Genomic DNA, 26,064 nt, shown 5'->3' on the forward strand with positions numbered 1-26,064 from the left:
TTCCCCGTCGCACCCTGCTGAGATCCATGGCCACGCTCCCGCTCGCCGCAGGTATCGCCGCATGTTCGGGTACCGCGGGCCCCGCGTTCGTGCCCGACGGCGGGCGCGTGAGGATCGGCTACGGCATGTGGGACGCCGACCAGGTGCCCGCCATGCAGGAGGTCATCTCCGCGTTCCGCGCCGAGCACCCGGACATCGACGTCACGATCCAGCTCACGCCGTGGGCCACGTACTGGACGAAGTTGCAGACCTCGATCGTCGGCGGCGGCGCCGCGGACGTGTTCTGGATGAACGCACCCAACATCGCCAAGTTCGCCCGGTACGCCACCCTGCTGCCGCTCACGGACCGGCTGGCGCGCGACGGGATCACGCTCGCCGAGCACCCGCCGCACCTGGTGGAGCTCTACCGGCGCGACGGCGAGCAGTACGGCGTGCCCAAGGACTACGACACGATCAGCCTCTTCTACAACAAGGAGCTGTTCGAGCGGGCCGGGATCGGCTACCCGGACGAGAGCTGGACCTGGCAGCACGTCCTCGACGCCTCCGCCGAGATCCGCGACCCCCGGTCGGGGGTGTTCGGGTTCTCCGCGGCGCTGGACCGCCAGCGCAACCTCTACCCGGCGATCTTCCAGAACGAGGGCTGGGTGCTGCGGGGCACGCGGTCGGGGTTCGACGACGAGGCGACGATCGGCGGCCTGCGCTTCCTCACCGACGCGATCGACCGCAACCTGGCGCCCAACGCGATGGCCGAGGCCGACACCCGCGCGCGCGAGCAGTTCCAGGGCGGGAAGGTCGCGATGTACAACGGCCTGCCCAACGACTCGAACGCCACGTACAAGGACCCGGAGGTCCGCGCGCGCACCGGCGTCGCCGTCCTCCCCCGAGGTGCGCAGCGGGGCACGGTCATCCACGGGCTCGCGAACGTGATCAACGCTCGCACGCCGTACCCGGACGCCTCCTACGAGTTCGTGAAGTTCATGGCGGGACGCACCACCGGCGAGATCCAAGGGCGCTCGGGGACGATCCTGCCGAGCTTCTCCGGTACGCAGCAGGCGTTCCTGGAGGCCAAGCCGGAGTTCCGGATGCAGTCGTTCATCGACCAGGTGCCGGTCGCGACGGCCTACCCGGCCTCGGTCTCGACCACGACGTGGGAGCTCATGCAGCTGCGGGTCCTCGGGCCGTCCTGGATCGGCCCCGGGAGCAGGCCGATCGAGGAGTCGGCCCAGTTGCTCGCAAGCGACATGAACGACGTCCTCGCGAAGGAGGCGGTATGAGCCAGCTCGCGACCGCGCCGGCCGTACGCGCCGAGCGCGCGGCACCCGCCCGGCCGTACCGGCGCCGCCAGCGCAGCGCCTACCTGTTCATCGCCCCGGTCGGCCTGGGCCTCGGCATCTTCTACCTCTACCCCGCCGTCTCGACGTTCGTGCTCAGCTTCGCCGAGTGGGGGCCGTTCGGTGGGCACACCTTCACCGGGTTCACCAACTACCTCACGGTCTTCCAGCTCGACGCGTTCTGGACCGCGCTCGGCAACACGCTGCTCTACATGCTGATCGGGCTGCTCACGCTCCCCGCCGCGATCCTGTTCGCGGTGCTGCTGAACCGCGACGGCCTGCGCGGCGTCACCGTGTACCGCACGCTCTACTTCATCCCGTTCGTCACGCTGCCCGTGGCCAGCGGGATGGTTTGGAAGTGGCTGTACAACGGGGACTTCGGCCTGATCAACCAGTTCCTCGGCATCTTCGGGCTGCCCGGCACCTACTGGGTGTCCAACCCGGCCACCGCGCTCTTCGCGATCGGCATCGTGCAGGTGTGGTCGCAGGTCGGCTACTACCTGGTGATCTTCATCGCGGGGCTCAAGGCGATCCCGAAGGAGTACGCCGAGGCCGCCGAGATCGACGGGGCGAGCGCGTTCCAGCGGTTCTGGCACATCACGCTGCCGCTGCTGTCGCCGAGCATCTTCTTCTGCGCGGTCATCAACATCATCCTGACCCTGCAGATCTTCGACCTGGTGTACGTGATGAGCGCGTCGGCCACGGTGAACCCCGCCTTCGGCGCGTCCCAGTCGATCGTCTCGCTGTTCTACGAGAAGGCGTTCGTCGAGGCCGACAAGGGCACGGCTACCGCGCTCGCCTTCCTGCTGATGCTGCTGATCGCGGGGCTCACGTACGTCCAGTTCCGGCTCCAGCGCAGGTGGGTCAACTATGTCTGACAGCGCCCGCGGTACCCGCACCGGTTCGGTTCTCACCCACGCCGTACTCGTCCTCGGCGCCGTCGTCATGATCGGCCCCTTCGTCTGGCAGCTGCTCACCGCGTTCAAGTCGCTTCCGGAGACGACGACCGTGCCGCCTCCCCTGCTGCCGCGGGAGTGGCTGTGGTCGAACTTCGCCGCAGTGTTCGACGTGCTGCCGTTCGGCCAGCAGCTGCTGAACTCGCTGATCGTGGCGGCCGCCGTGACGCTGGGCCAGCTCGCGTTCTGCTCGCTCGGCGCCTACGCCTTCGCGCGGTTGGAGTTCCGCGGCCGGGAACTGATCTTCGCGCTGTTCCTGTCGGTGCTGATGGTGCCCAAGCAGCTGCTGATCCTGCCGCAGTACCAGATCATGTCCGGCCTCGGGCTGCTCAACTCCCTACCCGCGCTCATCCTGCCCGGGCTCTTCTCCGCCTTCGGCACGTTCCTGCTGCGCCAGTTCTTCGCGACGATCCCCAAGGACTTCGAGGAGGCCGCCCTCCTGGACGGCGCGGGCCGGTTCCGCATCTTCTTCTCGATCATGCTGCCGCTGGTCAGGCCCGCGCTCGCGGCCCTCGCGGTGATCACCGTGATGCACACGTGGAACGACCTGCTGTGGCCGCTCGTGGTCAACACCGCCCCCGCGTCAATGCCCATCAGCGCGGGTCTCACCAGCCTGCAGGGCCAGGAGTGGACCGACTACCCCGTCCTCATGGCAGGGGCCCTCATGGCCTCGATCCCGATGTTGCTCGCCTACCTGGCGCTGCAGCGGCAGTTCGTGCAGGGCATCGCCCTCTCCGGGACGAAAGGATGATGGAAATCAGCGGAACGGAACCACTGCGCGTGGGGATGGTCGGCGCGGGCGGGATTGCGAACGCCCACCTCCCGGCCTGGCTCCACCTGGGCGCCGAGGTGGGCGTGTACTCGCTGCACGGCGCCCCGGACCTGGTGGCGCGGCACGGAGCAGGCCACGCCGTCGACGGCCTCGACGAGCTGCTCGCCGCCGTGGACGTCGTCGACGTCTGCACCCCGACCTACACCCACCCCGAGATCGTGTTCGCCGCCGCGGCTGCGGGGCGACACGTGCTGTGCGAGAAGCCGCTGGCCCTCGACCCCGCAACGGCCGAGGCGATGGCCCAGGCCTGCGCGGACGCGGGCGTGCGGCTCTACCCCGGGCACGTCGTGCGGTTCTTCCCGGAGTACGTGGCGCTGCAGGCCGCCGTGGCCGAGGGGGCGATCGGCGCTCCCGCGGTGCTCCGGTTCGACCGCTGCGGTGCGCGGCCCCGCCGTGCGTGGTTCGCCGACCCCCAGCTCTCGGGCGGCATCATCATGGACCAGATGATCCACGACCTCGACTTCGCCCGGTGGCTCGGCGGCGAGGTCGAGTGGGTACACGCGCGCCTGCACGACAGCGCCCCGGGAACGGCGACGGGGGTCGTGTCGGCGCACGTCGTCGCGCGGCACCACGGCGGGGCGATCAGCGCCGTCACCGGCACGTGGGCCAGGCCGGGCACCCGGTTCCGGTACGGCTTCCACGCCGCGGGCACCGACGGGATGCTGTCGTACGACTCGGCCACCGAGACGTCCCTGCGCACCGACACCGGTGCGCCGCAGGACGGCGAGCGCCTGCTGCCCGACGTCTCCCTGGTGGAGAGCCCGTTCATCGCCGAAATCCGCGAGTTCGCGGCCGCGTTCACCGGCGGGCCCGCTCCCCGGGTGGACGCCGTCGACGGCGTCGCCGCCGTCCGGCTCGCGGCGGCCGCGAACGCCTCGCTCGCCAGCGGCAGGCCAGAGGCCGTCGACCTCGCGGGGGTGCCCGCGTGAAGATCGGCGTGATGTCGCTGGCCCACCTGCACGCCCTGAGCTACATCGGGCTGCTCGGCGCGCGCCCGGACGTCGAACTGGCCGTCGCCGACCCGGACGCCGGGCAGCGCCCGCCGGGCGAGTCCGGCGGGCGCGCGCTCGCCGAGCGGCTCGGCGTCACCCGCTACTTCGACACCTACGAGGACCTGCTCGGTTGGGGGCCGGACGGCGTCGTGATCTGCTCGGAGAACTCCCGGCACCGGGAGCTCACCGAGTTCGCCGCCGCGGCCGGAACACACGTGCTGTGCGAGAAGCCGATGGCCACCACCGTCGCGGACGGCGAGGCGATGGTCGCGGCGTGCGCGGCGGCCGGCGTCCACCTCATGGTCGCCTACCCGGTGCGCTTCTCGCGGCAGTTCCGCGCGTTGCTGGCGACCCTGCCCGCACTGGGGCGGGTGATCGCGGTCGCGGGCACGAACAACGGCAAGCTGCCCACGGCGCGCGCCTGGTTCGCCGACCCGGTACTCGCCGGGGGCGGTGCGGTCATGGACCACACCGTGCACCTCGCCGACCTGCTCGACGTCGTCCTCGACGGCGCGGAGGCCGAGTCCGTCCACGCCGTCTGCAACCGGATGATCAACGCCACCGCGCCGGTCGAGACCGGCGGGCTGGTCTCGATCGGCTACCCCGGCGGAGTGATCGCGACGATCGACTGCAGCTGGTCGGTTCCCGAGCACTACCCGACGTGGGGCGGGCTCACGATGCGGCTCATCGGCGAGGACGGGATCGCGGACATGGACGCGTTCGCCCAGGCCGTCCACGGGTTCTCCGAGTCGTCGCGAGCTCCCCTGCGGCTCGACTTCGGAGCGGGCGGCGACGCCGCGATGCTCAAGGAGTTCGTCTCGGCGATCCGGGACGGACGGCGCCCGCAACCGGACGGCGAGTCCGGGCTGCGGTCGCTGCGGATCGTGGCCCGCGCCTACGAGTCGGTGCGCACCGGGGAGCCTGCTTGATCGGCATCGGGCTGGTCGGGGCGGGCTTCCGGAGCGGCCTCGCCACCGCCGCCGAGGTGCCCGGTGAGTCGCGCGTGGTCGCGGTGGCCGACGTCGACGAGCGGGCCGCGCGGCGGGCCGTGCGGGAACGGCACCCGGGCGCAGGCGTGCACACCGACCACCGGGCGCTGCTGGGCCGCTCCGACGTCGACGCCGTACTGGTGATCACCCCGGATAACACCCACGCGGACCTCGCCTGCGACGCGCTGGAGGCGGGGAAGGCCGTGTTCGTCGAGAAGCCACTCGCCACCACCGTCGAGGACTGCGACCGGGTGCTGCGGACGGCGGAGAAGGCGGGCAGCCGGCTCTACGTCGGACACAACATGCGGCACATGCCGGTGGTGCGCACGATGCGGGAGATCGTCGAGCGCGGGGACATCGGCGCGGTTCAGTCGGTGTGGGTGCGCCACTTCGTCGGCAACGGCGGCGACTTCTACTTCAAGGACTGGCATGCCGAGCGCCGGTGCACCACATCGCTGCTGCTGCAGAAGGCGGCGCACGACATCGACGTCGTGCACTGGCTCGCGGGCGCATATACGGAGCGGGTGAGCGCGTTCGGGGCGCTGCGCGTGTACGGCGACGGGCACCGCCGCGAACCCGGCGCGCCGAAGCCGCCGGACTGGCTCGCCCCGGAACGGCACTGGCCGCCCCGCAGCCAGCGCGACCTCAACCCGGTGATCGACGTGGAGGACCTATCGCTGGTGAACCTGCAGCTCGGCGGGGGCGTGCTGGCCGCATACCAGCAGTGCCACTTCACCCCGGACTACTGGCGCAACTACACCGTGATCGGCGACGCGGGACGGCTGGAGAACTTCGGCGACGGCTCCGGCGCAGTGGTCAAGGTGTGGAACCGGCGGCGGTCCGGCTACGCGCCCGACGCCGACGCAGAACACGTCCTGCCGCCGAGCACCGAGGTCCACGCCGGCGCGGACCGGCCCCTCATGGCGGAGTTCCTGCGGTTCGTCCGCGACGGCGGGCGCACCGACACCTCGCCGGTGGCCGCCCGGATGAGCGTCGCCGCCGGAGTGCAGGCCACGGCGTCGCTGCGGGCGGGCGGCAAGCCTCATGACGTCCCGCCGCTTGACCCGCAGCTCGTGGCGTACTTCGAGCGGGGGCAGCGCCCGCTGTAGCTCGTCTGGCTCGCCAGTCGACGGCGACGTGACGGAGCTCGTCCCTCGGTGGCTGGTCGGCGCGGAAACGGGCGAAACCGACACGGAGCGCACCAAAACAGCGAGCATGACGCTCGCGGCCCCATGATCGATGCGAGATGTCCATCCCGGCCCTCGACCGGGCGATTGTGCGCTTCTCGGAATGATCTCCGCTGTTGACGCATCCCGTATCCGCTCACGCGACCCGTCGACCAGTCGCGTGGACCGAGAAGGGGTGCGCGAGCGCACACCGGGCGCGGGAGGTACCTGCCTGGCGTCCGCGGAGTGCCGACTGATCCGCGCCCCGCGCAGTAACGATCACGGCTGCATGAAAACGTGCGCCGTCCGATGTCCAATCCCGGATGCGCCGTTCGTCGGTGGGCAAAACCGCAACGAACGCATGGAGGCGATCATGAACGATCACGCACCCGGCCAGGCCCTCCCGCCCGTGGTCGACAGGAAGACCTGGCAGGAGGCCCGGGACGCACTGTTCGCGCGGGAGAAGGCGCATACCCGCGAAGGGGACGCAATCGCCGCGGCGCGGCGGCGGCTGCCGATGGTGGAGGTCGACGCCACCATCGAGGTCATCGGCCCTGACGGACCGATCACGATCCTCGACGTCTTCGAAGGCCGCACGCAGCTCATCGCCTACTTCCACGCCTGGTGGCCCGGCAAAACCGCCGCCGAGCAGTGCGAGGGCTGCACGTTCTTCAACAGCCAGGTCCGCGAGCTGTCCTACCTCCACTCCCGCGACGCCACGTACGCCGTGCTCTGCAAGGGCCCGTACGCGGAAAGCATCCGCTACCGGGACTTCATGGGCCTGGACATGCCGTGGTACTCGGCCGAGAAGACGGCCCCGCAACTCCTGGAGGGTCGCGACTGGCAGCGCCACCACCTCGTCTGCTACGTCCGCGACGGCGAGCGGGTGTTCGAGACGTACTACACCGGCGGTCGTGGCGTCGAGATCATGGCCCCCACCCACGGGCTGCTGGACATGACCGTCTACGGACGCCAAGAGACGTGGGAAGACTCCCCCGACGGCTGGCCCCAGCCCTGGAGTTACGAACACGGCCAGCACCACTGGCGTACCAACGGACGCCCCATCGCCCAGTGGTCCCGCATCGAAGCCGGCCGCTCCGACGAGCTGACCTGAGGATCAGCCGAGCAGCGCTCAGGGGTGCGGGTTGCGCGGGCGCGGCTGGCAGCGGGGGCAGGTGTAGGAGCTGCGGTTCATGAACGGGTCGCGGCGGATCGGGGTGCCACAGCGCGGGCACGGGCGGTCGGCCTGCCCGTACACCGCGAGCGAGCGGTCGAAGTAGCCCGACGCACCGTTCACGTTGACGTACAGGGCGTCGAACGAGGTTCCGCCCGCGGTGAGCGCCTCGTTCATCACGGTCGCCGCCGCGCCGAGCACCGCCCGGCCCTGCCCGCGCGTGAGCCCCTCGGTGGGCCGCGAGCCGTGCAGGCGCGCCCGCCAGAGGGCCTCGTCGGCATAGATGTTGCCGATGCCCGAGACCACGGTCTGGTCCAGCAGCGCCCGTTTGAGCCCGGTGCGGCGGCGGCGGATGGCCGCCACCGCGTCGTCGAGGTCGAACGCGGGGTCCATCGGGTCGCGGGCGATGTGGGCGACGGGGTCCGGGACCAGTCCCCCGCCCACGGCAGGGACGAGGGGATGCACCGACAGCCCGCCGAACGTGCGCTGATCGACGAACCGCAGCTCAGGGCCTGCGTCGGCGAACCTCAGCCGGACGCGCAAGTGGGTCTCGTCCGGGCGATCCGCGTCGGCGACGAGCATCTGCCCGCTCATCCCGAGGTGCGCGAGTACCGCGTCCTCGCCGTCCTCGGCGTGGTCGAGCTCGAGCCAGAGGTACTTGCCGCGGCGGCGGACGCCGGTGATCGTGCGGCCGACCAGGCGGGCCGCGAAGTCGGCGCCGCCCTCGACGTGCCGGCGGACGGCGCGCGGGTGCGCCACGGTGACCTCGGCGACCTTGCGGTCGAGGACGTGGTCCGCGAGGCCGCGGCGGACGACCTCGACCTCGGGCAGCTCCGGCACGTACGGGACGCTAGCCGTTTCGCCCGTCAGTACCGGCGGCGGCCTCCGCGGTGAGCGTGCGCCACGCGAGCTCGGCCGCCTTCTGCTCGGCCTCCTTCTTCGTGCGCCCCACCCCGGATCCGAGGTCGCGGCCCGCGATCACCGCCGTGGCGGTGAACTCCTTGAGGTGATCCGGCCCGTCCTCGGCGATGCGGTACTCGGGCACGCCGAGGTCGGCGGACGCGGTGAGCTCCTGCAGGCTGGTCTTCCAGTCCAGCCCGGCGCCGAGCAGCGGGGCGCCCTGCATCAGGGCGTCGAACAGCCGGTGCACCAGCTCACGCGCGGTGTCGAGACCGTGCTCGAGGTAGACCGCGCCGATCAGTGCCTCGGTGGCGTCGGCGAGGATGCTCGCCTTGGTCCTACCGCCGGTCAGCTCCTCGCCGCGGCCCAGGTAGAGGTGCGCGCCGAGCCCGTCCTCCCCGAGGGTGGCGGCCACGCCCGCGAGGGCGTGCATGTTCACGACGCTCGCGCGGAGCTTGGCCAGCTGCCCCTCGGGCAGCTCGGGGTGGTCGCGGTACAGCCGCTCGGTGACGATGATCGAGAGGACCGAGTCGCCGAGGAACTCCAGCCGCTCGTTGGTGGGCAGCCCGCCGTTCTCGTACGCGTACGAGCGGTGCGTGAGCGCAAGGGTGAGGAGGTCCTCGGAGACCTTCACCCCCAACGACGCGAGCAGGGGCCCGCGATCGTCCGCGGGCCCCTGTGGGGCGCGTTCTGCCATCCGCCCGTCGTCAGGCCGGGGTGACGACCGGGCGGCCGTCGTAGGTGCCACAGGTGGGGCAGGCGACGTGCGGCGGCTTGGTGGCCCGGCACGCGCGGTTGGAGCAGGCGACGAGGGTGGGCACAGCGGCCTTCCACTGCGCCCGGCGCGAGCGCGTGTTCGACCGCGACATCCGGCGCTTCGGAACAGCCACGTGAGATCTCCTAGCAGTCAGTACGGGGTCAGTCGGCGGACAGGCGCCCCTTGAGAGCGGCCCACCGAGGATCCAGTGTCTCATGCCCGTGGTCGGGCGTGAGGTCGGCCCACTTCTCCCCGCACTCGGGGCAGAGGCCGGGGCAGTCGACCCGGCAGAGCGGGGCGAGTGGCAGCGCGAGCACGACGGCGTCGCGCACGATCTGCTCGACGTCGACCATCTCGTCGACGACCCGCGGCAGCTCGTCCTCTTCGGTGGTCTCGTCGGTGATGCTGTCCGGGTAGGCGAACAGCTCCGAGAGCTCCACGTCGATCTCGTCGGAGAGCGGGTCGAGGCAGCGGGCGCACTCGCCGGACAGCGATGCGTGGACGGTGCCGGAGACGTACACCCCCTCGGTGACCGACTCCAGCCGCGCCTCGAGCTCGATCGGCGCGCCCTCGGGGACGGCGATCGTCTCCAGTCCGAGCCGGGCGGTCCCGGCGGGCGCCGGGATGCGCCTGCTGTAGGCGCGCATGTTCCCGGGACGGCGCCCCAGCTCGCGCGTGGCGAAGACCCACGGGCTGGCCGGGTCGGGGTGGCCGGGGTGGGGGCGGTGCGTGGTCACCACTCCAGGGTAGGCCCGCCCCGAACCCGATCCGCTACCTTCCCCCGAGTGCCCTTGATCCAGACCTGCACCGTCGACGACCCGCTGCACGGTGTGGTGATCGTCCACACCGACATCGAGCACGGGTGGGTCGAGGTGGCGGGTGACGGCTTCCCCGCGGTGCACCTGCGGCGGTCGGAGACCGCTGAGGTGTCCGCGTACGTGCCGATCGGCACGCGCGACCCCGCGCAACTCACGCTCACCGTCGACGGGACGCCGGCCACGCTCACCCTCGGGAGGGGCCGGTTCACCCGCGGCTCGTTCCGCGTGGACGCGCACGTGGACGGCGTCCACTACCACTTCAGCCCGTCTGACGAGGACGGCAGCCGGCTCTCCCGCGACGGGCAGCGGCTGGGCGAGCTCATGCTCGAACCGGAGACGGTGGAGCTGATGGCGGTGTGGACACCCGCCGCGGACGTCCGGCCGCGGGACGCAGCCGTCGGCTACGCACTGGCCACCGCGTTCGGGACGGGGGCGGAGAGCACGCTGACGATGCTGATCAACACGGTCGTCGGGCCGTTCGGCGGCTGATCACAGCTCACCCACCGACCCTCGGGCGCACCGGCGCAGCCGCGACGACCCAGACGACGCGCCGCTCGGCGTCGGTGCAGTACCAGACCCGCCCGCTCCCGGCGACCTCGAGGTGCCACTGCTGCAGGGTCCGCTCGCCGACCCGGCGCTCGGCAAGCCGCCCGCGCAGCCGGTGCCGGCGGGCCGGCTCGTGGGGCCGGGCGGGACGCTCGGCGAGCGCTGCCCACGCCTCCGCCGGCCCGGTGGCCACGCGGCACAGCTCCTCCCAGCCCTTCGCCGCCTCGGACGTCGCGAACCGGGGCTCCCAGCGGTCGGACGTCCCCGAGCTCCCCTCGGGCACCGGGACCGGGCCGAGGTCGTCGTCCACCGGGCGGGACAGCTCGGCCGCGAGGGAGGGGTCGGCGTGGATCTCGGCGGTGGCTCGCCACTCGAACAGCGCCTGCGACAGCACATCCCACTGCCCCAGCTCCGCCGACGCCTGCACGGCCTGCCCGAACTCGCTCGCGAAGCGGCGCCGGTCGTCGACGGGGAGCTTGTCGAGCCACGGGAACTCCTCGGTGAGGGCCTCGTGCGCCGCCTCGTCCAGGTGCAGCAGCGCGGTGCGCAGCGTCCGCGCCACGGCGAGGGCCCCGTCAGCCGCCGCTTCGGCGCGGTCCTCCCTGACCAGGAGCAGCGGCACCCCTTCGCGCCGCCGGACGCGCACGTCGCCCCGGTCGGCGAGGGCCGCGACGCCCCGCGGGTCGCGCTGGAGCTCGCTCCACTGCACCTCGGTGGTCATGACCCCGCATGCTGGAGGTATTCAGAGATCCGGGCAATCGCCCGGGGGCTCAGAGTTCGCCGAACGGGGCCGCGTAGCGGAAGGTGCCGCGCAGCTGCGGCCGGTACGCCGTGAGCGGGCGGGCCTGGAAGTGCGGCGCCCACTCGGGTACCTCGGGCTCGATGCCCAGCTCGGCCGCGGGGCGGAATCCGAACCGCGGGTAGTAGTCGGGGTGCCCGAGCAGCACCACGACGCCCTCGTCGAGCGCGTCGGCGGCGCCGAGCACCGCGTGCATGAGGGCACTGCCCACACCGCGGCGCTTGTGGGCCTCCCGCACGCCGAGCGGGCCGAGGCCGAGCGCGGGCAGCTGGTCAGGGCCGAGCGTCGCCCGCGTGACGCACACGTGCCCCACCACAGCACCGTCGATCTCGGCGACGAGCGACAAGGGCGGCAGCCACTCCTCGCTCGCGCGCAGGGCGTCGACCAAGCCCGGCTCGATCGGCGCGGAGTCGGGGTACATCGGGGCGAACGCCTCGGCGTGGACGTCGGCGACGGCGGGCGCGTCACCCGGGAGCTCACGGCGGACCAGCACCGGGACAAGATCCAGGTCGGCGCACGTACACGCAACCGACTATCCGATGTGGCGCAGCTGCGGCCAGAGCTGCGACCACGGAGCGCGCCGCTCGCGGACCAGCCAGACCGGCTCGTCCTGCTCGTCGTTGTCGACGCCGAGCCCGTTGTCGACGCGCGCGGCGAGCTCGACCGCGCCGAACCACCGGCGCAGCGGCGCCTCGTCCAGCCCGACCACGATCAGCGTTCCGGCATCCTCCGGCGGCGGGCCCCACCCCCAGTACGCGTTGTGCCCGCTGTGGGCCGGCGCGAGCGCGGGCAGGAACCGGTCGACGGCGCCCGCCTCCCCATAGTTGGCGGTGAGCACCGCGACGCGCTCGCCCGCTGGCACCCGCGCGTGCACGGCGGAGATCGTCGCCGCGAACTCGGGCCAGCCGACCGTCTCCCCCGCGTCGTAGTTGATGTCCGGGATCGGGGTGCGCGCCAGCTCACCGACCGGGACGAGCGGCAGCATGAGCAGCGAAGACATCGCGAGGCTCAGCGCGAGGGCGGCCGCGAGCAGCCCGGTTCGCAGCACGCGTGCTCCGCGCCGCGCCCAGTCGACGACGGCCGGCGCGCCCGCCGCGAGCAGCACCGGGAAGAAGCCCGCCATGTAGTAGGGCTTGCCGCCCGTCACCAGGAACAGCGCGGCGACCAGCACGTACGCCACGGCGAAGGCGCGCCACGTGCGCAGCGCGGGGTCGCGGGCGAGGCGCCACCAGCCCAGTACCCAGATCGGCACGAGCAGCGGGCTCACGAGCACGAGCTGGAACGGCAGGAACAGGTACCACGGCTCGCTGCTGCCGGAGCTGCCGCCCGCGATCGCGGCGGACAGCGTGAACACCGGGAAGCCGTTCGTGGCCTGCCAGACCAGGTTCGGCGCCCAGATCGCGAGCGCCACCGCCGCGCCCAGCCACGGCCAGCGACTGGCCAGCGCCGCCCGCGGCCCGACCGCAAGCACGCCCACGAGCACGCCGGCGAGCAGCACCAGCGGCTGCGGCTTGTTCTGCAACGCGAGCCCGGCCACCGCGCCGGTGACGAGCCAGATCATGCCGCCGTCACGCAGCGAGCGCGCCAGGAGCCAGGTCAGGGCGGTCCAGGCGAGCAGGTCGTAGGTGGTGGTCGACAGCAGGTGCCCGACAGCCAGCAGCACCGCCGACACGCCCATGCTCGCCGCGGCCACCAGCTGCGCGCCGCGCCCTCCACCCAGCTCACGGGCGATCAGGCCGGTGAGCAGCACGACCAGGGCCGATGCGAGCACCGACGGCAGCCGCAGGCCGGTGAGCGAGCCGGGCAGCAGCGTGTCCATCGCGCGCGCGATCAGCGGCGTGAGCGGTGGCTGGTCGACGTAGCCGAACGCCGGTTCGCGCCCGGCCCGCAGGAAGTACAGCTCGTCGCGATGGTAGCCGTAGCGACCGGACGTGGCGAGCAGCAGCGCGGCGACGCCGCCCGCGAGCGCACCGAGCCCGCCCCACGCCACACGGAAGCGAGGCGGATCGATCACGCGGTGACGCTAGCGCGAAAGCGTCGTGAGTGGATACGCGCGCTATGGCGCGCGTATCCACTCACGACCCGGCGTCAGCCGCCGGGGCCCCCTCCGGTGGCGGCGGGGGTCGGCGGCGGTGGGAGCAGGAGCTCCTGGCCCTCCCGCAGGCCGGAGAGCACCTGGGTGTACTCGTCGCCTGTCGCACCGGCCTCGAATGGTGTTCTGACGGGTTGGCCGTCCTCGCCGCGGACGTCGACGAAGGTGCCCGCAACGTCACGTTGGACGGCGGCCGACGGCACGCGCAGCACGTTGTCCACCGACTCGGTGATCACGTCGGCGAGCGCGGTCTGGCCGTCGCGCAGCCGGGCATCGCTGCCATCGCGGAGCACGATCGTGGCGTTGTACTCCACGATCCCGGACGACGGCGTCCCGGTCGGCGCGATCGAGAGGACGGTTGCCGGCGCCCGCAGGTCGGGGATCGCGTCGACCGTGACCTCCACCTGCTGGTTGACGGCAATGCGCGCGGCGTCGGACTCCTCGAACGGCACGACCAGCTGGTACGTGTCGAGGTTGTTCAAGACCATGAGCGGTCCCGTGCTCTGCGCCGAGCCCCCGTTGTCGCCACTCGAGATGTCGTTGCTCTGGGGGATCCTCGCGGTGCTGCCGGGTGCGACCGGGGTGAGGCCGGACGCCTCGCCCACGAACTCGCCGGCCTTCCCGTTGATCGCCGACACGGTGCCGGCGGCCGGGGCGTACAGGACCGTGTTGTCGACGTCCTGCTGTGCCACCCGGACGGCTGCCTGGGCGTTGCGCAGTTGCGCCCTCCGGACCTCGATGTCGGCGGGCCGGTCGTTCTGGGCGGCGCCGCTGTCGTTCTCCGCGGAGATGACGGTCTGCTGCTCCCGCTCGATCGACACCTTCCCGGCCGCGGCGTCGACGTCCTCCTGGTGCTTCGCGGTGTCCAGCGCGGCCTCGGACTGGAGCACTGTGCGCTTCGCGTTCTCGACGGCGGTGCGGTCGGCGTCGAGCCGCTCGCAGGCCCCGGCGGGGACCGAGTTGAAGGCGATGCCCTCTACGCGGAACGACGCTCCTTCGACCTGGGATCCCGTGTCCTCGTCGTCCTCTGAGCCTTCGGTGTCCTGCTGGCTCTGCTGGCTCTGCCGGCTCGGTGCTGGATTGGTGGTCGTGGTCGACGGCGGGCTGTCGCCCTCGTCCTCGCACGCCTCCTCGTCCCGGCGCAGGACGTCCCACGCGCGGTCGAGGACCTTCTTGTCGAAGTCGAGCTGCTCGCGCGCGCGGTTCGTGGCCGCGCGATTCAGATCGTTCGTCTCGTCGACCTGCTTCTTGACCGCGTCGAGGATCTCCTGCGCCTGGCCGAGCGTGCGGCCGGTGGCGTTCACGCGGTTGTTGCCCGTGGCCCGGTCCAGCTCGGCCTGCGCCTCGGCGAGGCTCGCCTGCTCCTGGGAGAGCGTCTGGCGGAGCGCGAAGTCGTCGACGCGGGCGAGCTCCTGCCCGGGCACCACCTGGTCACCGACGCCCACCAGCACCTGCGTGAGCTGCCCGCGCCGCGGGAAGCCGAGCGTCTGTTCGGAGATCCCGACGAGAGTCCCGGAGGCCGACACGGTGCTCTGCACCGAGCCGCGGTCCACGCGCAGTGCCGGCGGTGGCGGCGGCTCCGCGGTGCAGGCCGTGAGGGCCAGCACCGCGGCCGCACCGATGGCGCATGCCGCCCAGGCGCGCCGACCGGTCGTTCGGGACATGAAAGCTCCTGCCTTGATCACTACTGGTCTGGATCTCGCGCGGGTCATTGGTATCGGAGGGCCTCGATCGGTCGGAGCCGCGACGCGCGGTGGGCCGGGTAGCCGCCCGCGATGAGGCCGATGAGCAAGCTGATCGAGAACGAGAGCACGATCGAGCCGGGGTCCACGGCCGGTGCGGGGAAGTCGGGGATCAGCTGCGGCATGATCAGCGCACCCACGAGCGAGAGACCGACGCCGATCACGATGCCGATCAGCCCACCCAGCGCGGACAGGAACACCGACTCGAGCAGGAACTGCCCGAGGATCACCCGGGGCCGGGCCCCGATCGCCTTGCGGATGCCGATCTCCCGGGTCCGCTCGGTGACCGTCACCAGCATGATGTTCGCGACGCCGATGCTGCCGACGATCAGCGAGATCCCGGCGACGGCGCCGGTGAACAGCGTCAGGAACGACAAGAACTGCGTGGCCTCCTGGATCTGCTGCTGCAGGGCCTGCACGTCGAAATCGCGCTTGGCGGTGTCGCGGATGTTGTGCCGGTCGGACAGGACCTCGGTGATCTGGTTCGCCGCCGGCGTCACCGCCTCGGCGGAACGGGCCCGCACGATGATGGTGTCCAGCTCGTCGTCGCCACCGGTGAGGTAGCTGCGCGCCGCGCCGATCGGCATGATCGCGACGTCGTCCTGCTGCCCGGTGGCCTCCGCCACGCCGATCACCCGGAACACCGCCCTGCCGATCCGGATCTCCTGGCCGAGCGCGGATGCCGCGTTGCCACCGAACAGCTCGGTGACCGGGCCCGGACCGAGCACGACCACCTTGGCGTTGGTGCGGACCTCCTGCGCGTCAAACCCGCGCCCCGCCGTCAGCTCGCGGTCTGTGACCGTGAAGTAGTCGGCCGTGGTGCCGGTGACCGATGTGCGGTACTGGTCGCCACCCAGCTGCAGCAGCGCGGCCCCGGCGACGATCGGGAGGGCGGTCGCGACGTCCGGGGCGTCCCTGAGCACCGCCTCCATGTCATTCTCGGTGAGGTCACGGGCCTGGCCCCCACCAGGCACCCCACCCTCGGTCGGCGTCACCGTGATCTGGGTGTTGAGCGAGCCGAACTGCTCGTTGAAGCCCGCCTGGATCCCGTTGCCGAGCGCCGTGAGCAGGATGACCGCCGAGACGCCGATGATGATGCCGAGCGTGGTGAGCGCGGAGCGCAGCTTGTTGGCCCGCAGACCGCGCATCGCGATGCGCGTGACCTCCCAGATCACGACGTGACCAGTTGCTTCTGCCGTACGTCGCGCACGATGTGGCCGTCGCGCAGCTCGATCACGCGCTTGGCGAACTCCGCGACCTCCGGCTCGTGCGTGATCAGCACGACGGTGCGGCCTGCGTCGTTCAGCTCGACCAGCAGCCGCATGATCTCCACCGTCGAGGTGGTGTCCAGGTTCCCGGTGGGCTCGTCGGCCAGGATGATCGCCGGGTTGGTCACGAGCGCCCGCGCCACCGCGACACGCTGCTGCTGCCCACCGGACAGCTCGTTGGGCATGTGACCCGCCCGCTCACCGAGCCCGACCCGTTCCAGCGCCGCCAACGCGCGCTCCCGGCGGCGGCTCTTGTCCCCGGCGTAGATGAGCGGCAGCTCGACGTTGCGCACCGCCGAGGTTCGCGCGATCAGGTTGAACGACTGGAACACGAAACCTATCCGCGTGTTGCGGATGGCCGCGAGCTTGTTGTCGCGCAGCTTGCTGACGTCGATCCCGTCCAGCAGGTAGCGCCCGTCGCTCGGCACGTCAAGGCAGCCGAGGATGTTCATCATCGTGCTCTTGCCGGAACCGGACGGCCCCATGATCGCGACGAAGTCGCCCTCCTCGACGAGGAGGTCCACCGGGCCGAGCGCCCGGACCTGCACCTCGCCGTTGCCGTAGGTCTTCGTGACGCCGTCGAGCTCGATCATGGTCCCCCCTGCAGGCAGTCGTCCCCTCGACTACCTCGATCACATCAACGAGGTAGCGAGATCTCGGGTACGCCGTACTCATAATTTGCCACGAGTGACCCGGGCCACGTCGAGCGGGTCTCAGGAGCCCGGCGGCGGACCGGTGTAGACGGCGCGTGGGCGCAGCATCCGCCCGCGCGCGTACTCCTCCATCCCGTGCGCCAGCCAGCCCGCCGTGCGGGCCACGGCGGCGATCGCCGCCCCGGCGCCGGGCACCATGCCCGCCACGCGCGCGAGACACGCCACGGCGAGGTCGACGTTGGGAGCGGGGAGCCTGCGGCGCCCGGCCTCTGCGATGACGGCCTCGGCCGCGGCGAGCTGCTCGTGCCCCGGCACGGCCGCACGCAGCAGCTCCATCAGCCGGACGCCACGCCCGTCGGCACCGGTGTAGACGCGGTGCCCGAGGCCGGGGATGCGATCGCCACGGCGCAGCCGTTCGCCGATCACGCGCGCCGCGTCGGACGGGCCCCGCACGTCGGCGAACATCCGCTCGGCCGCCAACGACGCGCCGCCGTGCAGCGGGCCGGAGAGCACGCCGAGCCCGGCGAGCACCACGGCGTACGGATCGGCCCGCACCGACGCGGCCACGCGGGCGGCGAGCGTGGACGCCGCCAGCTCGTGGTCGGCGAGCAGCACCAGCGTGGCCTCGAGGACGTCGAGCAGGCCGTCCGGCGGACGGGGGGTGAGCCGGCTCCACAGCCGCTCTGCGACGGAACCGTCGAGCGGCGAGCCCTCCTCCGGGACGGGCAGGCCCTCGACGAGCCCCGCCACGATCGTCTGCCCGGCCGCGACCACGGCGGGTGGCTCTAGGTGGAAGCGCAGCGGGTCCAGACCGGCCAGCACGGTGACGATCACCGGCATCCGGTCCAACGGCAGCAGGTCGCCGGGCAGGCCGCGCTGTGCGTCCCGCACCGCGGCCAGCGCCTCGGACGCCACCCGCCACTCCGACGCGGTTGCGGTGAACGCGTCCGGGTCCCCCGTCCACAGCCACGTGGCCACCTGCTCGTAGCGGGCGGTACCGGCCAGCGCCAGCGCGTCCCGCCCCCGGTAGTAGGGGCGGTCACCCACGAGCGCGGTCAGGGCCGACTCGACGACGAGCTCCGTCTCCGCCGCGCGGCGCGGCCTGCCGCGGCGTGCGAGCAAAGCCACCTCGGCCGCGTCGAACATGCTGCGGCGCCCGTCGCTCCCCGGTCGCCTGCGCAGGACGCCACGGCTGACGTAGGCGTACAGCGTGGCCGGCTTGACCCCGAGCCGGCGCGCCGCCTCGGCGGCATCGATCTCCTCCACCCGGACTCCTGACGATATATTGATTAAAATCAATATTGATACACATTGAGGACGTGTGTCAACGTCGCGGCATGCCACGAGTGCACTTCCTGGACGTCACCAACCGCGACGGCGTGCAGACCGCGCGCACCGGCCTGTCCAAGTTCGGCAAGACGATGGTCAACTGGTACCTGGCCCGACTCGGCGTGGCCCAGTCCGAGATCGGCTTCCCGTTCCTGCACCACGAGGTGCCTTACATCCGGGCGCAGGTGGCGCTGGAGAAGGCAGGCGCGTTCGGCGACCTGCGCCTCGCCGGCTGGTGTCGCGGCGTGGCGGCGGACGTCGAGAAGGCCGCACCGCTCGGGCTGCGGCACTACAACCTGTCGATCTCCACGTCCGACTACATGATCAAGAACAAGTTCCGCGGCAGCCTGGACCGCGACGCGATCATCAGGGAGATGACGGCGGCGGTCCGCGTCGCGAAGCAGAGTGGGGCGGAGACGATCGGCGTCAACGCGGAGGACGGATCCCGCACCGACGACGCGTTCCTGCTGCAGTTCGCCCTCGCCGCGAAGGAGGCAGGCGCCGACCGGGTGCGCTACTGCGACACGATCGGCGGCGACACCCCCGGCCGCATCCGGGAACGCTTCGCGGCGCTCGCGGCGACCACCGGAATGCCCGTGGAGACGCACTGCCACAACGACCTGGGGATGGCCGTCGCCAACTCGGTGTCGGGTGCGCTCGGCGACCTCGACGCGGGGCAGGACGCCTGGATCAACACGTGCGTCAACGGCATCGGGGAGCGGTCGGGCAACGCCGACCTGCTCTCGACGGTTCTCGCGTTCGAGCACGGCTTCGGGATCGACGCCGAGATCGGCGACGCCCTCGATCTGAGCTGGGCGCGCCGCTTCGCGCTGTGGGCGAGCTACGCCTTCGGTCAGCCGCTACCCCACAACCAGGTGGGCGTTGGCCGCAACGCCTTCGCGCACGAGTCGGGCATCCACGCCGACGGCGCGCTCAAGGACCACGGCAACTACGAGCTGTACGACGAGGCCACCCTCGGCCCGTTCCCCGACGACTGGCACACCCGTGACGGCCGGGTCGTGCTCACCGGCGAGTACGGCGGGAAGGCCGGGTTCCGGCACGTCATGGAGGGCCTCGGCCTCGAGCCTGCCGACGAGGAGCGATCGTTCCAGCTGGCGCAGCTGTGCAACGCGATGACGGGCCGCCCGCTCACCGACGACGAGCTGCGCCTGATCGCCCGCCACCCCGCGGAGCTCTCGCTGCTGTTCCCGGGCCAACTCCCCTGACCGAGCAACGTCCGCGTCAACGCGGCTGGGACGGGCGCTTCATGTCGGTCGCGACTTCCGCGGCGTGTCGAAGCGTGCACGGATGGACGGGCCACCCCGTCTGCGACCACGCACAGCCGGCGCAGTGGCCGGTGCCGTCATCGACATGCGCCGCACGCATCCCCTCAGTGAGACCGTGCGCGACGTAGACCGCGACGAGCTCGCTCATCGGCGCCGAGTCGCTCATCGGCCCCGCACCGCCAACGCAATGCCCAGGAGCATGAGGAACAGCCCATATGCCGTGGCGAAGGCCAGAAAGGCCCACAGAAGCACGGTCGCGCACGTTGCCGGCCTCTTCACTCCCTCTACGCTGGCCTCGGCGAGCAACCGGAGGCAGGGCGTTTCGCGGGGATGCCCGGGGATGATCGGCATCCTCGGCGGGTGGGGATGCGGGTGGAGCCGAACACGCAGTTGCGGGCCGCACGGCTGGCCCGGCCGTCGTCGCGTTCCCCCGGCCATCCGCTGAGCCGCGGAGAGCTGGCCGAGCTGGTCGCCGCCGAGGTCCATCGGAGCGCCGGCCACGAGGCGCCGGTGGATGCGCACTACGTGGCGAAGCTGGAACGTGGTGCGATCCGCTGGCCGGGCCGCACCTACCGGCAGGCGTTCGCAGCGGTGCTCGAGGCGAGCGAGTCCGAGCTGGGGTTCCGACCACCGCGGCGCAGCGACGACGGCGTCCCGGAGCCGTACACGGATGACGGGCTGCTCGCGCTCGCGGCACGGGCCGGGGTGTCCGAGGTGGGCGCTGCCGCGGTGGAGGCGGCCGAGGAGGTCGCCGAGCTACTGGCCCGCGCGTACGCCAACACCCCGCCGGACGCGCTGCTGACGGAGGTACGTCGCCGCGCATCGGAGGTGTCGGTGCTGCTCGACCGGCGCACCACGCTGGCGCAGCGGCGCCGCCTGCTGGCAACGGGCGGATGGCTGGCGCTGCTCGGCGCGACCGTGCTCGTCGACCTCGGCGACCGGGCGCAGGCCGCCGCCGCGCGAGCCGCGGCGGCGTCACTGGGCCGAGAGTCCGAGCACACCGAGATATGCGCATGGGCGCTCGAGATCGCGACATGGACGGCGCTGATAGACCAGGACTGGCAGCGGGCGGCTCGGCTGGCGGCCGAGGGGGAAGCACTGGCCGCTCCGGGCGCGTCCGCGGTCGTGCAGCTCGCCGCCCAGCGGGCGCGCGCCGCGGCCCGGCTCGGCGACGGCGCCACGGTGCGCGCGGCACTCGCCCGGGCGGAGACGGGCGTGGACCGCCAGTCCGGGCCCACGCCACGGGACCACCACTTCTTCTTCGATCGGCGCAAGCTGGAGGGCTACACCGCCACCTCGCTTGCCTGGCTCGGCGACCCGGCCGGGGAGCAGGTCGCCCGCGAGGTCGCCGACCGGTACGCGCACGGCCCTGCCCGCCGGCTCGCTACCGCCCGGATCGACCTGGGGCTGATCCTCGCCCGCGACGGGCGCGCGGACGAGGCTGCCCATCTCGCGCTATTGGCCGCCGACTCCGGTCGACTGGTGCCGTCGAACGCATGGCGGGTGGTGGAGGTCGACCAGCAACTTGCTCCGCGCCGCGACGTCGTCGAGGTGGCGGAGCTACACGAGCGGGTGCGTGGCGCACGCATCCAATCCTCGGACCCGCTCCAATCCGACCGATGATCGACGGGATCGGGACATAACGCTCACCCCTGAGCGTTATGTCCCGTTCCCGCTGATCACGCCGGCTCGAAACGCCAGTCCGGCGAGGCCTGCCCGGGCTGCGGGCCTGGCCGGACGTCAGCAGCGCGCGCCGTGATCCCAATAGGTAGCCGCGATCCGGGTTCCGCTCGTTCCCGCCCCGGCAAGCGCTTCCCAGAACCTCTTGCACGCACCGGCGGCCAGCAGTAGGTTGTTCCGTGCCACGGAACTGAGTTCCATATCTGCTGACAAAGGAGTCCGGCATGGGTCGACCGAAGGCAGCCGCGCTGGTAGGCGTGGCCGCGGCGGCGCTCCTGGTGAGCGCCTGCAGCGCTGGTACCGGCGTCCCTGGCGCCGTCACAGGCGGCGGGGCCGGGGGCGGTTCGGCCGCCGCCACGGCCGAGACGGTGTTCCGGGTCGCGTTCAACCAGCCCGAGAACCACCCGCAGTTCATCGCCATGCGGGCCATGGGCGAGCGGCTCGCCGAGCGGACCGGCGGCCGGTACGGCATCGAGGTCTATCCGAACGAGACCCTCGGGGCGCAGCGCGAGACGATCGAGCTGGTCCAGTCCGGCGCGCTGGACATGTCGATGGTCGCGAGCCCGCTGCTGGAGAACTTCAACCCCGACTTCGTGGCCTTCAACCTCCCGTTCACGTTCGACTCCCAGGACCACCAGCGCGAAGTCACCAACGACCCCGCGATCGTCTCCGAGCTCTACTCGTCGCTCGACGGCCAGAGCATCCACGTGCTCGGCGCGTTCCACGGCGGCATCCGCTCGATGTACAACCCGCGGGGCCCGGTCACGACGCCTGCCGACCTCGCCGGGATGAAGGTCCGCGTCATCGAGTCGGACACGAACATCGAGATGATCCGGCTGATGGGCGGCAGCGGCACGCCGATGGGGATGGGCGAGGTCTACACCGCGCTGCAGTCAGGGGTCATCGACGCCGCCGAGAACAACGAGTTGACCTACTTCAACTCCAAGCACTCCGAGGTAGCGCCGTACTACAGCTACACCCGCCACCTCATGCTCCCGGACTACCTGATCACCAACCCGGCGATCCTCGAGGGCATGTCCCCCGAGCACCGCTCGATCTTCACCGACGAGATCCGCGCCGCCGTCGAGGAAGAGGGGCAGCTCTGGAAGACCGAGATCGCGCGGGTCACCCAGGCCGCGAAGGACGCGGGCGCGCAGTTCAACGAGGTGGACACCGAGGCGTTCGCGGCGGCGATCCGCCCGCTGGTCGAGCTGAAGCTGACCAGCGACGTCGCCCGCCGGATCCACGAGCAGGCGCGCGCGGCCGCCACGGCCGGCTGATCGATGACCGCGCTCAAGAAAGCTCTCGACCGCGGGCTGGCCGCGGTGTGCGTGGTGCTGTTCGCCGCGCTCGTGCTCGACGTGTCGTGGCAGGTGTTCGCCCGGCAGGTCCTCGGCAGCCCGAGCGGCTGGTCGGAGGAACTGGCCAAGTACCTGTTCATCTGGCTGGGCCTGTTCGCGGCCGCGCTCGTGTTCGGCGAGCGGGGCCACGTCGCAATGGACGTGGTGGTGCGCCGGCTGCCGCGGAGGGCACAGGTGGTGCTGGCGATCGCCGTCCAGCTGGCGATCCTGACCTTCACCGGGCTGGCGCTGCTGTGGGGCGGGTTCCTGGTGTCGCAGCTGGCCTGGAACCAGAACCTGACCGGCCTGCCGATCACGGTCGGCCCGCTCTACCTCGCCCTGCCGATCAGCGGCGCCTTGATCGCCTTCTACACCCTCTTCCACCTGGTGCAGATCCTCACCGGCGCCGAGCGCCCGGTGGAGGACACCGACCTCGAGCTCGTCTAGGGAGGACGTCCCGGCATGGACCCCGTCTCGCTCGCCGCCCTCCTGCTGCTGGTCGGGATCGCGGTGCTGCTCGTCATCGGCGCCCCGATCAGCGTGGCCGTCGGCCTGTCGTCGCTCGCGGCGATGTTCGTCTTCCTCGGCACCGAGGACGGCGTGTCCACCGCGGCCCAGCAGATCTTCCGCGGGATCAACTCGTTCCCGCTGCTGGCCATCCCGTTCTTCGTGCTGGCCGGCGTGATCATGAACAACGGCGGCATCGCACTGCGGCTGGTCGATGCCGCGAAGGTGCTGGTCGGCTGGGCACCGGGATCGCTGGCGCAGACGAACGTGGCGGCGAACGCCCTCTTCGGGGCCGTCAGCGGCTCCGGGGTGGCGGCGGCCGCCGCGGTCGGCGCGGTGATGACCCCGCTGCAGGAGAAGGAGCGCTACGACCGCAGCTTCGCCGCAGCCGCCAACGTCGCATCGGCGCCGTCCGGGATGCTCATCCCGCCGAGCAACTTGATGATCGTCTACTCGCTGGTGTCGGGCACGTCGGTGGCCGCGCTGTTCGTCGCGGGCTACCTGCCCGGCATCGCGTGGGCGCTGGTCTGCATGGCGGCCGTGCACCTGTACGCCCGCAGGCGGCCCGAGCTGCGGGTGACCGACCGGATCGGCCTCGCGCAGTCGCTCAAGGTGCTGCTGGACGCGGTACCGGCGCTGCTGCTGATCGTGGTGGTGATCGGCGGCATCCTCGCCGGTTTCTTCACCGCGACCGAGGCGTCCTGCATCGCTGTGCTCTACGCGCTGCTGCTGTCGTTCCTCTACCGCGCGATCTCCGTGCGGCAGCTGCCCGGCATCCTCATCGACGCCGCGAAGACGACGGCCGTCGTCATGTTCCTGATCGGCGTCTCGACGGTCATGGGCTTCGTCCTGTCCTTCGCCCGGGTCCCGCAGACGGTGTCCGAGGGGTTGTTCGGCCTCACCACCAACCCGGTGCTGATCCTGCTGCTCATCGCGCTCGTGCTGCTGGTCGTCGGCTGCTTCATGGACGCGACGCCTGCCGTGCTGATCTTCACGCCGATCTTCCTGCCGATCGTGGAGAGCTTCGGGATCCACCCGGTCCACTTCGGCATCATGATCGTGCTCGGGGTCTGCATCGGCACGATCACGCCGCCGGTCGGCACGATCCTCTTCGTGGGCGCGAAGGTCGCCGACCTCGGGATCGAGCCCGTCGTCCGCAGGCTCGTCCCGTTCTTCGTCGCGCTCGTCATCGTGTTCATCGTCGTGATCTTCACGCCGGGGCTGTCGCTCTGGCTGCCCGGCCTGCTCGACCTCCTGTAGAGAAAGGACTTCCATGGAGCAGCGCTACGCCACCGCCCCCGACCAGATCCCCGGGATGGACACCGCGGAGCTGCGCCGCCGCTACCTCGTCGAGGACCTGTTCGTCGCCGACGAGGTGCGCGCGGTCTACACCCACCACGACCGCGTCGTCCTCGCCGGCATCCAGCCGGTGAGCGGCCCCGTCGAGCTGCCCGGGTTCCCGGAGATCCGCAGCGACCACTTCTTCGAGCACCGGGAAGCCGGGATCGTCAACGTCGGCGGCGCGGGCACGGTCGCGGTCGACGCCACCACCCACAAGGTGGGAAAGGGGTCCTGCCTGTACGTGGGGCGCGGCGTGCGGGACGTGACGTTCACGTCCGCGGACGGCGACGAACCCGCGCGGTTCTACCTCTTCTCCGCGCCGGCGCACACCGCGTACCCGACCACGCTCGTCGAGGCGGGCAGCGGGACCGTCCGCGAGCTCGGCGACCCCGTCACCTCCAACCGGCGCACGCTCAACCAGTACATCCACGAGAACGGCGTGCGCAGCTGCCAGGTGGTGATGGGTGTGACGACGCTTCACCCGGGCAGCATGTGGAACACGATGCCTGCCCACACCCACGACCGGAGGATGGAGGCCTACCTCTACTTCGACCTGCCGGATGACGCGCGGGTCGTGCACATCATGGGCGAGCCGACGCAGACCCGGCACCTCATGGTCGCGGACGGGCAGGCGGTGATCTCACCCAGCTGGTCGGTGCACTGCGGGTTCGGCTCGGCCAGCTACAGCTTCGTCTGGGCGATGGCAGGAGAGAATCAGAGCTTCGACGACATGGACGGCGTCCCCATCGCCGAGATGCGGTGATCCGGGATGCACTGAACCGAACAGGTGAGAGATGCCCCCCGAGACCCCTGCCACCGGTGAGCGTGCGACCGCGAGCGAGAAGACCCTGCTCGTGCTGTCGGCGGTGCTGACCCACCCGCGCTTCACCGACGTGGTGGAGGCGACCGGGCTGGCGAAGGCCACGGTGCACCGGATCCTGTCCACGCTGGTGGACCGCGGGTACGTCGCGGTGGGCCGGGACGGGCAGTACCTCCCGGGGCCCACGATCCTTTCCCTCGCGGGGCGCGCGCTGCAGCAGATCGACATCTCGGCGATCGCGCAGCCGATCGTCGACGAGCTGGTGGCCCAGGTGCACTGCACGGTGCACGTGGGCGTGGCGAACGGCGACGAGATCATCTACCTGATCCGCGCCGACTCCGACAAGCCGTACCAGATGCCGTCGCGGGTGGGCCTGGCCATCCCGATGCACTCGTCGGGCATCGGGAAGGTCGTGCTCTCCGGCTACACGGACGAGGGGCTTGCGCACTACGCCGCCCGCACCGGGCTGGTGCCCCGCACCGACCGCACGATCCACGACCTCGAGACGCTGCGCCGGGTCGTCGCGGCCGTCCGCGAGCGCGGCTACGCAGAGGACGACGGGGAGAACGTCCCGGGCGTGCGCTGCGTGGCGGCGCCGATCCGCGACCACACCGGCCGGATCAAGTACGGGCTGAGCATCTCCACCCTCGGCCTCGAGCACACCGCCGAGCAGGTCGTGGCGATGGCGCCGTACGCCATCGCGGCCGCGGACAAGATCTCCGCCGCGCTCGGGCACACCCCCTGAC

General features: G+C 71.6%; 26 protein-coding genes. 15 read left to right on the top strand and 11 right to left on the bottom strand.

Annotation, left to right across the window (positions count from 1 at the left end; all coding sequences use genetic code 11):
- Window positions 1-26: 26 nt before the first annotated feature.
- From K1T35_RS32815 to K1T35_RS32845, 7 genes are all read left to right on the top strand, one after another.
- Complete coding sequence (locus K1T35_RS32815) at window positions 27-1,274, top strand: sugar ABC transporter substrate-binding protein (protein WP_220255644.1); 1,248 nt, start codon at window positions 27-29, stop codon at window positions 1,272-1,274.
- The gene (locus K1T35_RS32820; protein ID WP_220255645.1) at window positions 1,271-2,209 is read left to right on the top strand and encodes a carbohydrate ABC transporter permease; all 939 of its coding nucleotides are present in this window, start codon (window positions 1,271-1,273) and stop codon (window positions 2,207-2,209) included. The genes K1T35_RS32815 and K1T35_RS32820 overlap by 4 nt, the downstream gene beginning before the upstream one ends.
- Entirely contained in the window at window positions 2,202-3,038 is an 837-nt protein-coding gene (locus tag K1T35_RS32825) for a carbohydrate ABC transporter permease (RefSeq protein ID WP_220255646.1), read from the top strand. Before K1T35_RS32820 ends, K1T35_RS32825 begins: the two co-directional genes overlap by 8 nt.
- Complete coding sequence (locus tag K1T35_RS32830) at window positions 3,035-4,048, top strand: Gfo/Idh/MocA family protein (protein ID WP_220255647.1); 1,014 nt, start codon at window positions 3,035-3,037, stop codon at window positions 4,046-4,048. The genes K1T35_RS32825 and K1T35_RS32830 overlap by 4 nt, the downstream gene beginning before the upstream one ends.
- Window positions 4,045-5,040, top strand: coding sequence for a Gfo/Idh/MocA family protein (locus tag K1T35_RS32835; RefSeq protein WP_220255648.1), 996 nt, complete (start codon window positions 4,045-4,047; stop codon window positions 5,038-5,040). Before K1T35_RS32830 ends, K1T35_RS32835 begins: the two co-directional genes overlap by 4 nt.
- The gene (locus K1T35_RS32840; RefSeq protein ID WP_220255649.1) at window positions 5,037-6,209 is read left to right on the top strand and encodes a Gfo/Idh/MocA family protein; all 1,173 of its coding nucleotides are present in this window, start codon (window positions 5,037-5,039) and stop codon (window positions 6,207-6,209) included. The genes K1T35_RS32835 and K1T35_RS32840 overlap by 4 nt, the downstream gene beginning before the upstream one ends.
- A 430-nt stretch (window positions 6,210-6,639) precedes the next feature.
- The gene (locus K1T35_RS32845) at window positions 6,640-7,380 is read left to right on the top strand and encodes a DUF899 family protein (protein WP_220255650.1); all 741 of its coding nucleotides are present in this window, start codon (window positions 6,640-6,642) and stop codon (window positions 7,378-7,380) included.
- Window positions 7,381-7,398: 18 nt separating this feature from the next.
- On the opposite strand, the gene mutM is transcribed toward K1T35_RS32845, so the two are convergent.
- Genes mutM through K1T35_RS32865 form a run of 4 tightly spaced genes read right to left on the bottom strand, consistent with a single transcriptional unit; the run spans window position 7,399 to window position 9,834 of the window.
- Window positions 7,399-8,280, bottom strand: a complete 882-nt coding sequence (gene mutM / locus K1T35_RS32850; protein WP_220255651.1) for a bifunctional DNA-formamidopyrimidine glycosylase/DNA-(apurinic or apyrimidinic site) lyase — start codon at window positions 8,278-8,280, stop codon at window positions 7,399-7,401.
- Between the two features lie 10 nt (window positions 8,281-8,290).
- A complete protein-coding gene (rnc, locus tag K1T35_RS32855) occupies window positions 8,291-9,037 on the bottom strand; it encodes a ribonuclease III (RefSeq protein WP_220255652.1) in 747 nt (248 codons plus the stop codon).
- Window positions 9,038-9,047: 10 nt separating this feature from the next.
- Complete coding sequence (gene rpmF / locus K1T35_RS32860) at window positions 9,048-9,230, bottom strand: 50S ribosomal protein L32 (protein WP_075949936.1); 183 nt, start codon at window positions 9,228-9,230, stop codon at window positions 9,048-9,050.
- 28 nt (window positions 9,231-9,258) lie between these two features.
- Window positions 9,259-9,834, bottom strand: coding sequence for a DUF177 domain-containing protein (locus K1T35_RS32865; RefSeq protein WP_370645179.1), 576 nt, complete (start codon window positions 9,832-9,834; stop codon window positions 9,259-9,261).
- A 48-nt stretch (window positions 9,835-9,882) separates the two neighbouring features.
- Between K1T35_RS32865 and K1T35_RS32870 the strand changes: the two genes are divergently transcribed.
- The gene (locus K1T35_RS32870; protein ID WP_220255653.1) at window positions 9,883-10,404 is read left to right on the top strand and encodes a hypothetical protein; all 522 of its coding nucleotides are present in this window, start codon (window positions 9,883-9,885) and stop codon (window positions 10,402-10,404) included.
- Window positions 10,405-10,411: 7 nt separating this feature from the next.
- Here K1T35_RS32870 and K1T35_RS32875 read toward each other — a convergent pair whose 3' ends face one another.
- From K1T35_RS32875 to K1T35_RS32905, 7 genes are all read right to left on the bottom strand, one after another.
- A complete protein-coding gene (locus tag K1T35_RS32875) occupies window positions 10,412-11,182 on the bottom strand; it encodes a hypothetical protein (RefSeq protein ID WP_220263316.1) in 771 nt (256 codons plus the stop codon).
- 49 nt (window positions 11,183-11,231) lie between these two features.
- Window positions 11,232-11,753, bottom strand: coding sequence for a GNAT family N-acetyltransferase (locus tag K1T35_RS32880; protein WP_220255654.1), 522 nt, complete (start codon window positions 11,751-11,753; stop codon window positions 11,232-11,234).
- 39 nt (window positions 11,754-11,792) lie between these two features.
- Window positions 11,793-13,274 carry a glycosyltransferase family 39 protein gene (locus K1T35_RS32885; RefSeq protein ID WP_220255655.1) on the bottom strand — a complete coding sequence of 494 codons (1,482 nt, stop codon included), beginning with the start codon at window positions 13,272-13,274 and terminating at the stop codon, window positions 11,793-11,795.
- Window positions 13,275-13,348: 74 nt separating this feature from the next.
- On the bottom strand, window positions 13,349-15,016 hold the full coding sequence (locus K1T35_RS32890) for an HlyD family efflux transporter periplasmic adaptor subunit (protein ID WP_220255656.1): 1,668 nt from the start codon (window positions 15,014-15,016) through the stop codon (window positions 13,349-13,351).
- A 44-nt stretch (window positions 15,017-15,060) separates the two neighbouring features.
- A complete protein-coding gene (locus tag K1T35_RS32895) occupies window positions 15,061-16,269 on the bottom strand; it encodes an ABC transporter permease (RefSeq protein ID WP_220255657.1) in 1,209 nt (402 codons plus the stop codon).
- Window positions 16,266-16,955: an ABC transporter ATP-binding protein gene (locus K1T35_RS32900; RefSeq protein WP_220255658.1), complete on the bottom strand. Its 690-nt coding sequence runs from the start codon at window positions 16,953-16,955 to the stop codon at window positions 16,266-16,268. The genes K1T35_RS32895 and K1T35_RS32900 overlap by 4 nt, the downstream gene beginning before the upstream one ends.
- A 120-nt stretch (window positions 16,956-17,075) precedes the next feature.
- Window positions 17,076-18,281, bottom strand: a complete 1,206-nt coding sequence (locus K1T35_RS32905) for a citrate/2-methylcitrate synthase (protein ID WP_220255659.1) — start codon at window positions 18,279-18,281, stop codon at window positions 17,076-17,078.
- Window positions 18,282-18,352: 71 nt separating this feature from the next.
- Between K1T35_RS32905 and K1T35_RS32910 the strand changes: the two genes are divergently transcribed.
- The 7 genes from K1T35_RS32910 (at window position 18,353) to K1T35_RS32940 (ending at window position 26,063) form a co-directional block, all read left to right on the top strand.
- Window positions 18,353-19,570 carry a LeuA family protein gene (locus tag K1T35_RS32910; protein ID WP_220255660.1) on the top strand — a complete coding sequence of 406 codons (1,218 nt, stop codon included), beginning with the start codon at window positions 18,353-18,355 and terminating at the stop codon, window positions 19,568-19,570.
- A gap of 420 nt (window positions 19,571-19,990) precedes the next feature.
- On the top strand, window positions 19,991-21,253 hold the full coding sequence (locus tag K1T35_RS32915) for a hypothetical protein (protein WP_220255661.1): 1,263 nt from the start codon (window positions 19,991-19,993) through the stop codon (window positions 21,251-21,253).
- Between the two features lie 281 nt (window positions 21,254-21,534).
- Window positions 21,535-22,590, top strand: a complete 1,056-nt coding sequence (locus K1T35_RS32920) for a TRAP transporter substrate-binding protein (RefSeq protein ID WP_220255662.1) — start codon at window positions 21,535-21,537, stop codon at window positions 22,588-22,590.
- Window positions 22,591-22,593: 3 nt separating this feature from the next.
- The gene (locus tag K1T35_RS32925; protein ID WP_220255663.1) at window positions 22,594-23,097 is read left to right on the top strand and encodes a TRAP transporter small permease; all 504 of its coding nucleotides are present in this window, start codon (window positions 22,594-22,596) and stop codon (window positions 23,095-23,097) included.
- A gap of 15 nt (window positions 23,098-23,112) precedes the next feature.
- On the top strand, window positions 23,113-24,417 hold the full coding sequence (locus tag K1T35_RS32930) for a TRAP transporter large permease (RefSeq protein WP_220255664.1): 1,305 nt from the start codon (window positions 23,113-23,115) through the stop codon (window positions 24,415-24,417).
- A 13-nt stretch (window positions 24,418-24,430) separates the two neighbouring features.
- Window positions 24,431-25,261 (top strand): 5-dehydro-4-deoxy-D-glucuronate isomerase, encoded by an 831-nt coding sequence (kduI, locus tag K1T35_RS32935; protein ID WP_220255665.1) that lies wholly within the window; start codon window positions 24,431-24,433, stop codon window positions 25,259-25,261.
- 31 nt (window positions 25,262-25,292) lie between these two features.
- Window positions 25,293-26,063 (top strand): IclR family transcriptional regulator, encoded by a 771-nt coding sequence (locus K1T35_RS32940; protein ID WP_220255666.1) that lies wholly within the window; start codon window positions 25,293-25,295, stop codon window positions 26,061-26,063.
- Window position 26,064: the final 1 nt, after the last annotated feature.

It is taken from the genome of Pseudonocardia sp. DSM 110487 (assembly GCF_019468565.1).
Taxonomy (GTDB): Bacteria; Actinomycetota; Actinomycetes; order Mycobacteriales; family Pseudonocardiaceae; genus Pseudonocardia.

Coding starts and splice junctions, on each gene's coding strand:
- K1T35_RS32930 (WP_220255664.1), top strand. CDS start 23,113: ATGGACCCCGTCTCGCTCGCCGCCCTCCTGCTGCTGGTCGGGATCGCG.
- K1T35_RS32910 (WP_220255660.1), top strand. CDS start 18,353: ATGCCACGAGTGCACTTCCTGGACGTCACCAACCGCGACGGCGTGCAG.
- K1T35_RS32925 (WP_220255663.1), top strand. CDS start 22,594: ATGACCGCGCTCAAGAAAGCTCTCGACCGCGGGCTGGCCGCGGTGTGC.
- rnc (WP_220255652.1), bottom strand. CDS start 9,037: ATGGCAGAACGCGCCCCACAGGGGCCCGCGGACGATCGCGGGCCCCTG.
- K1T35_RS32830 (WP_220255647.1), top strand. CDS start 3,035: ATGATGGAAATCAGCGGAACGGAACCACTGCGCGTGGGGATGGTCGGC.
- K1T35_RS32820 (WP_220255645.1), top strand. CDS start 1,271: ATGAGCCAGCTCGCGACCGCGCCGGCCGTACGCGCCGAGCGCGCGGCA.
- K1T35_RS32825 (WP_220255646.1), top strand. CDS start 2,202: ATGTCTGACAGCGCCCGCGGTACCCGCACCGGTTCGGTTCTCACCCAC.
- K1T35_RS32900 (WP_220255658.1), bottom strand. CDS start 16,955: ATGATCGAGCTCGACGGCGTCACGAAGACCTACGGCAACGGCGAGGTG.
- K1T35_RS32875 (WP_220263316.1), bottom strand. CDS start 11,182: ATGACCACCGAGGTGCAGTGGAGCGAGCTCCAGCGCGACCCGCGGGGC.
- K1T35_RS32815 (WP_220255644.1), top strand. CDS start 27: ATGGCCACGCTCCCGCTCGCCGCAGGTATCGCCGCATGTTCGGGTACC.
- K1T35_RS32940 (WP_220255666.1), top strand. CDS start 25,293: ATGCCCCCCGAGACCCCTGCCACCGGTGAGCGTGCGACCGCGAGCGAG.
- K1T35_RS32890 (WP_220255656.1), bottom strand. CDS start 15,016: ATGTCCCGAACGACCGGTCGGCGCGCCTGGGCGGCATGCGCCATCGGT.
- K1T35_RS32920 (WP_220255662.1), top strand. CDS start 21,535: ATGGGTCGACCGAAGGCAGCCGCGCTGGTAGGCGTGGCCGCGGCGGCG.
- kduI (WP_220255665.1), top strand. CDS start 24,431: ATGGAGCAGCGCTACGCCACCGCCCCCGACCAGATCCCCGGGATGGAC.
- K1T35_RS32845 (WP_220255650.1), top strand. CDS start 6,640: ATGAACGATCACGCACCCGGCCAGGCCCTCCCGCCCGTGGTCGACAGG.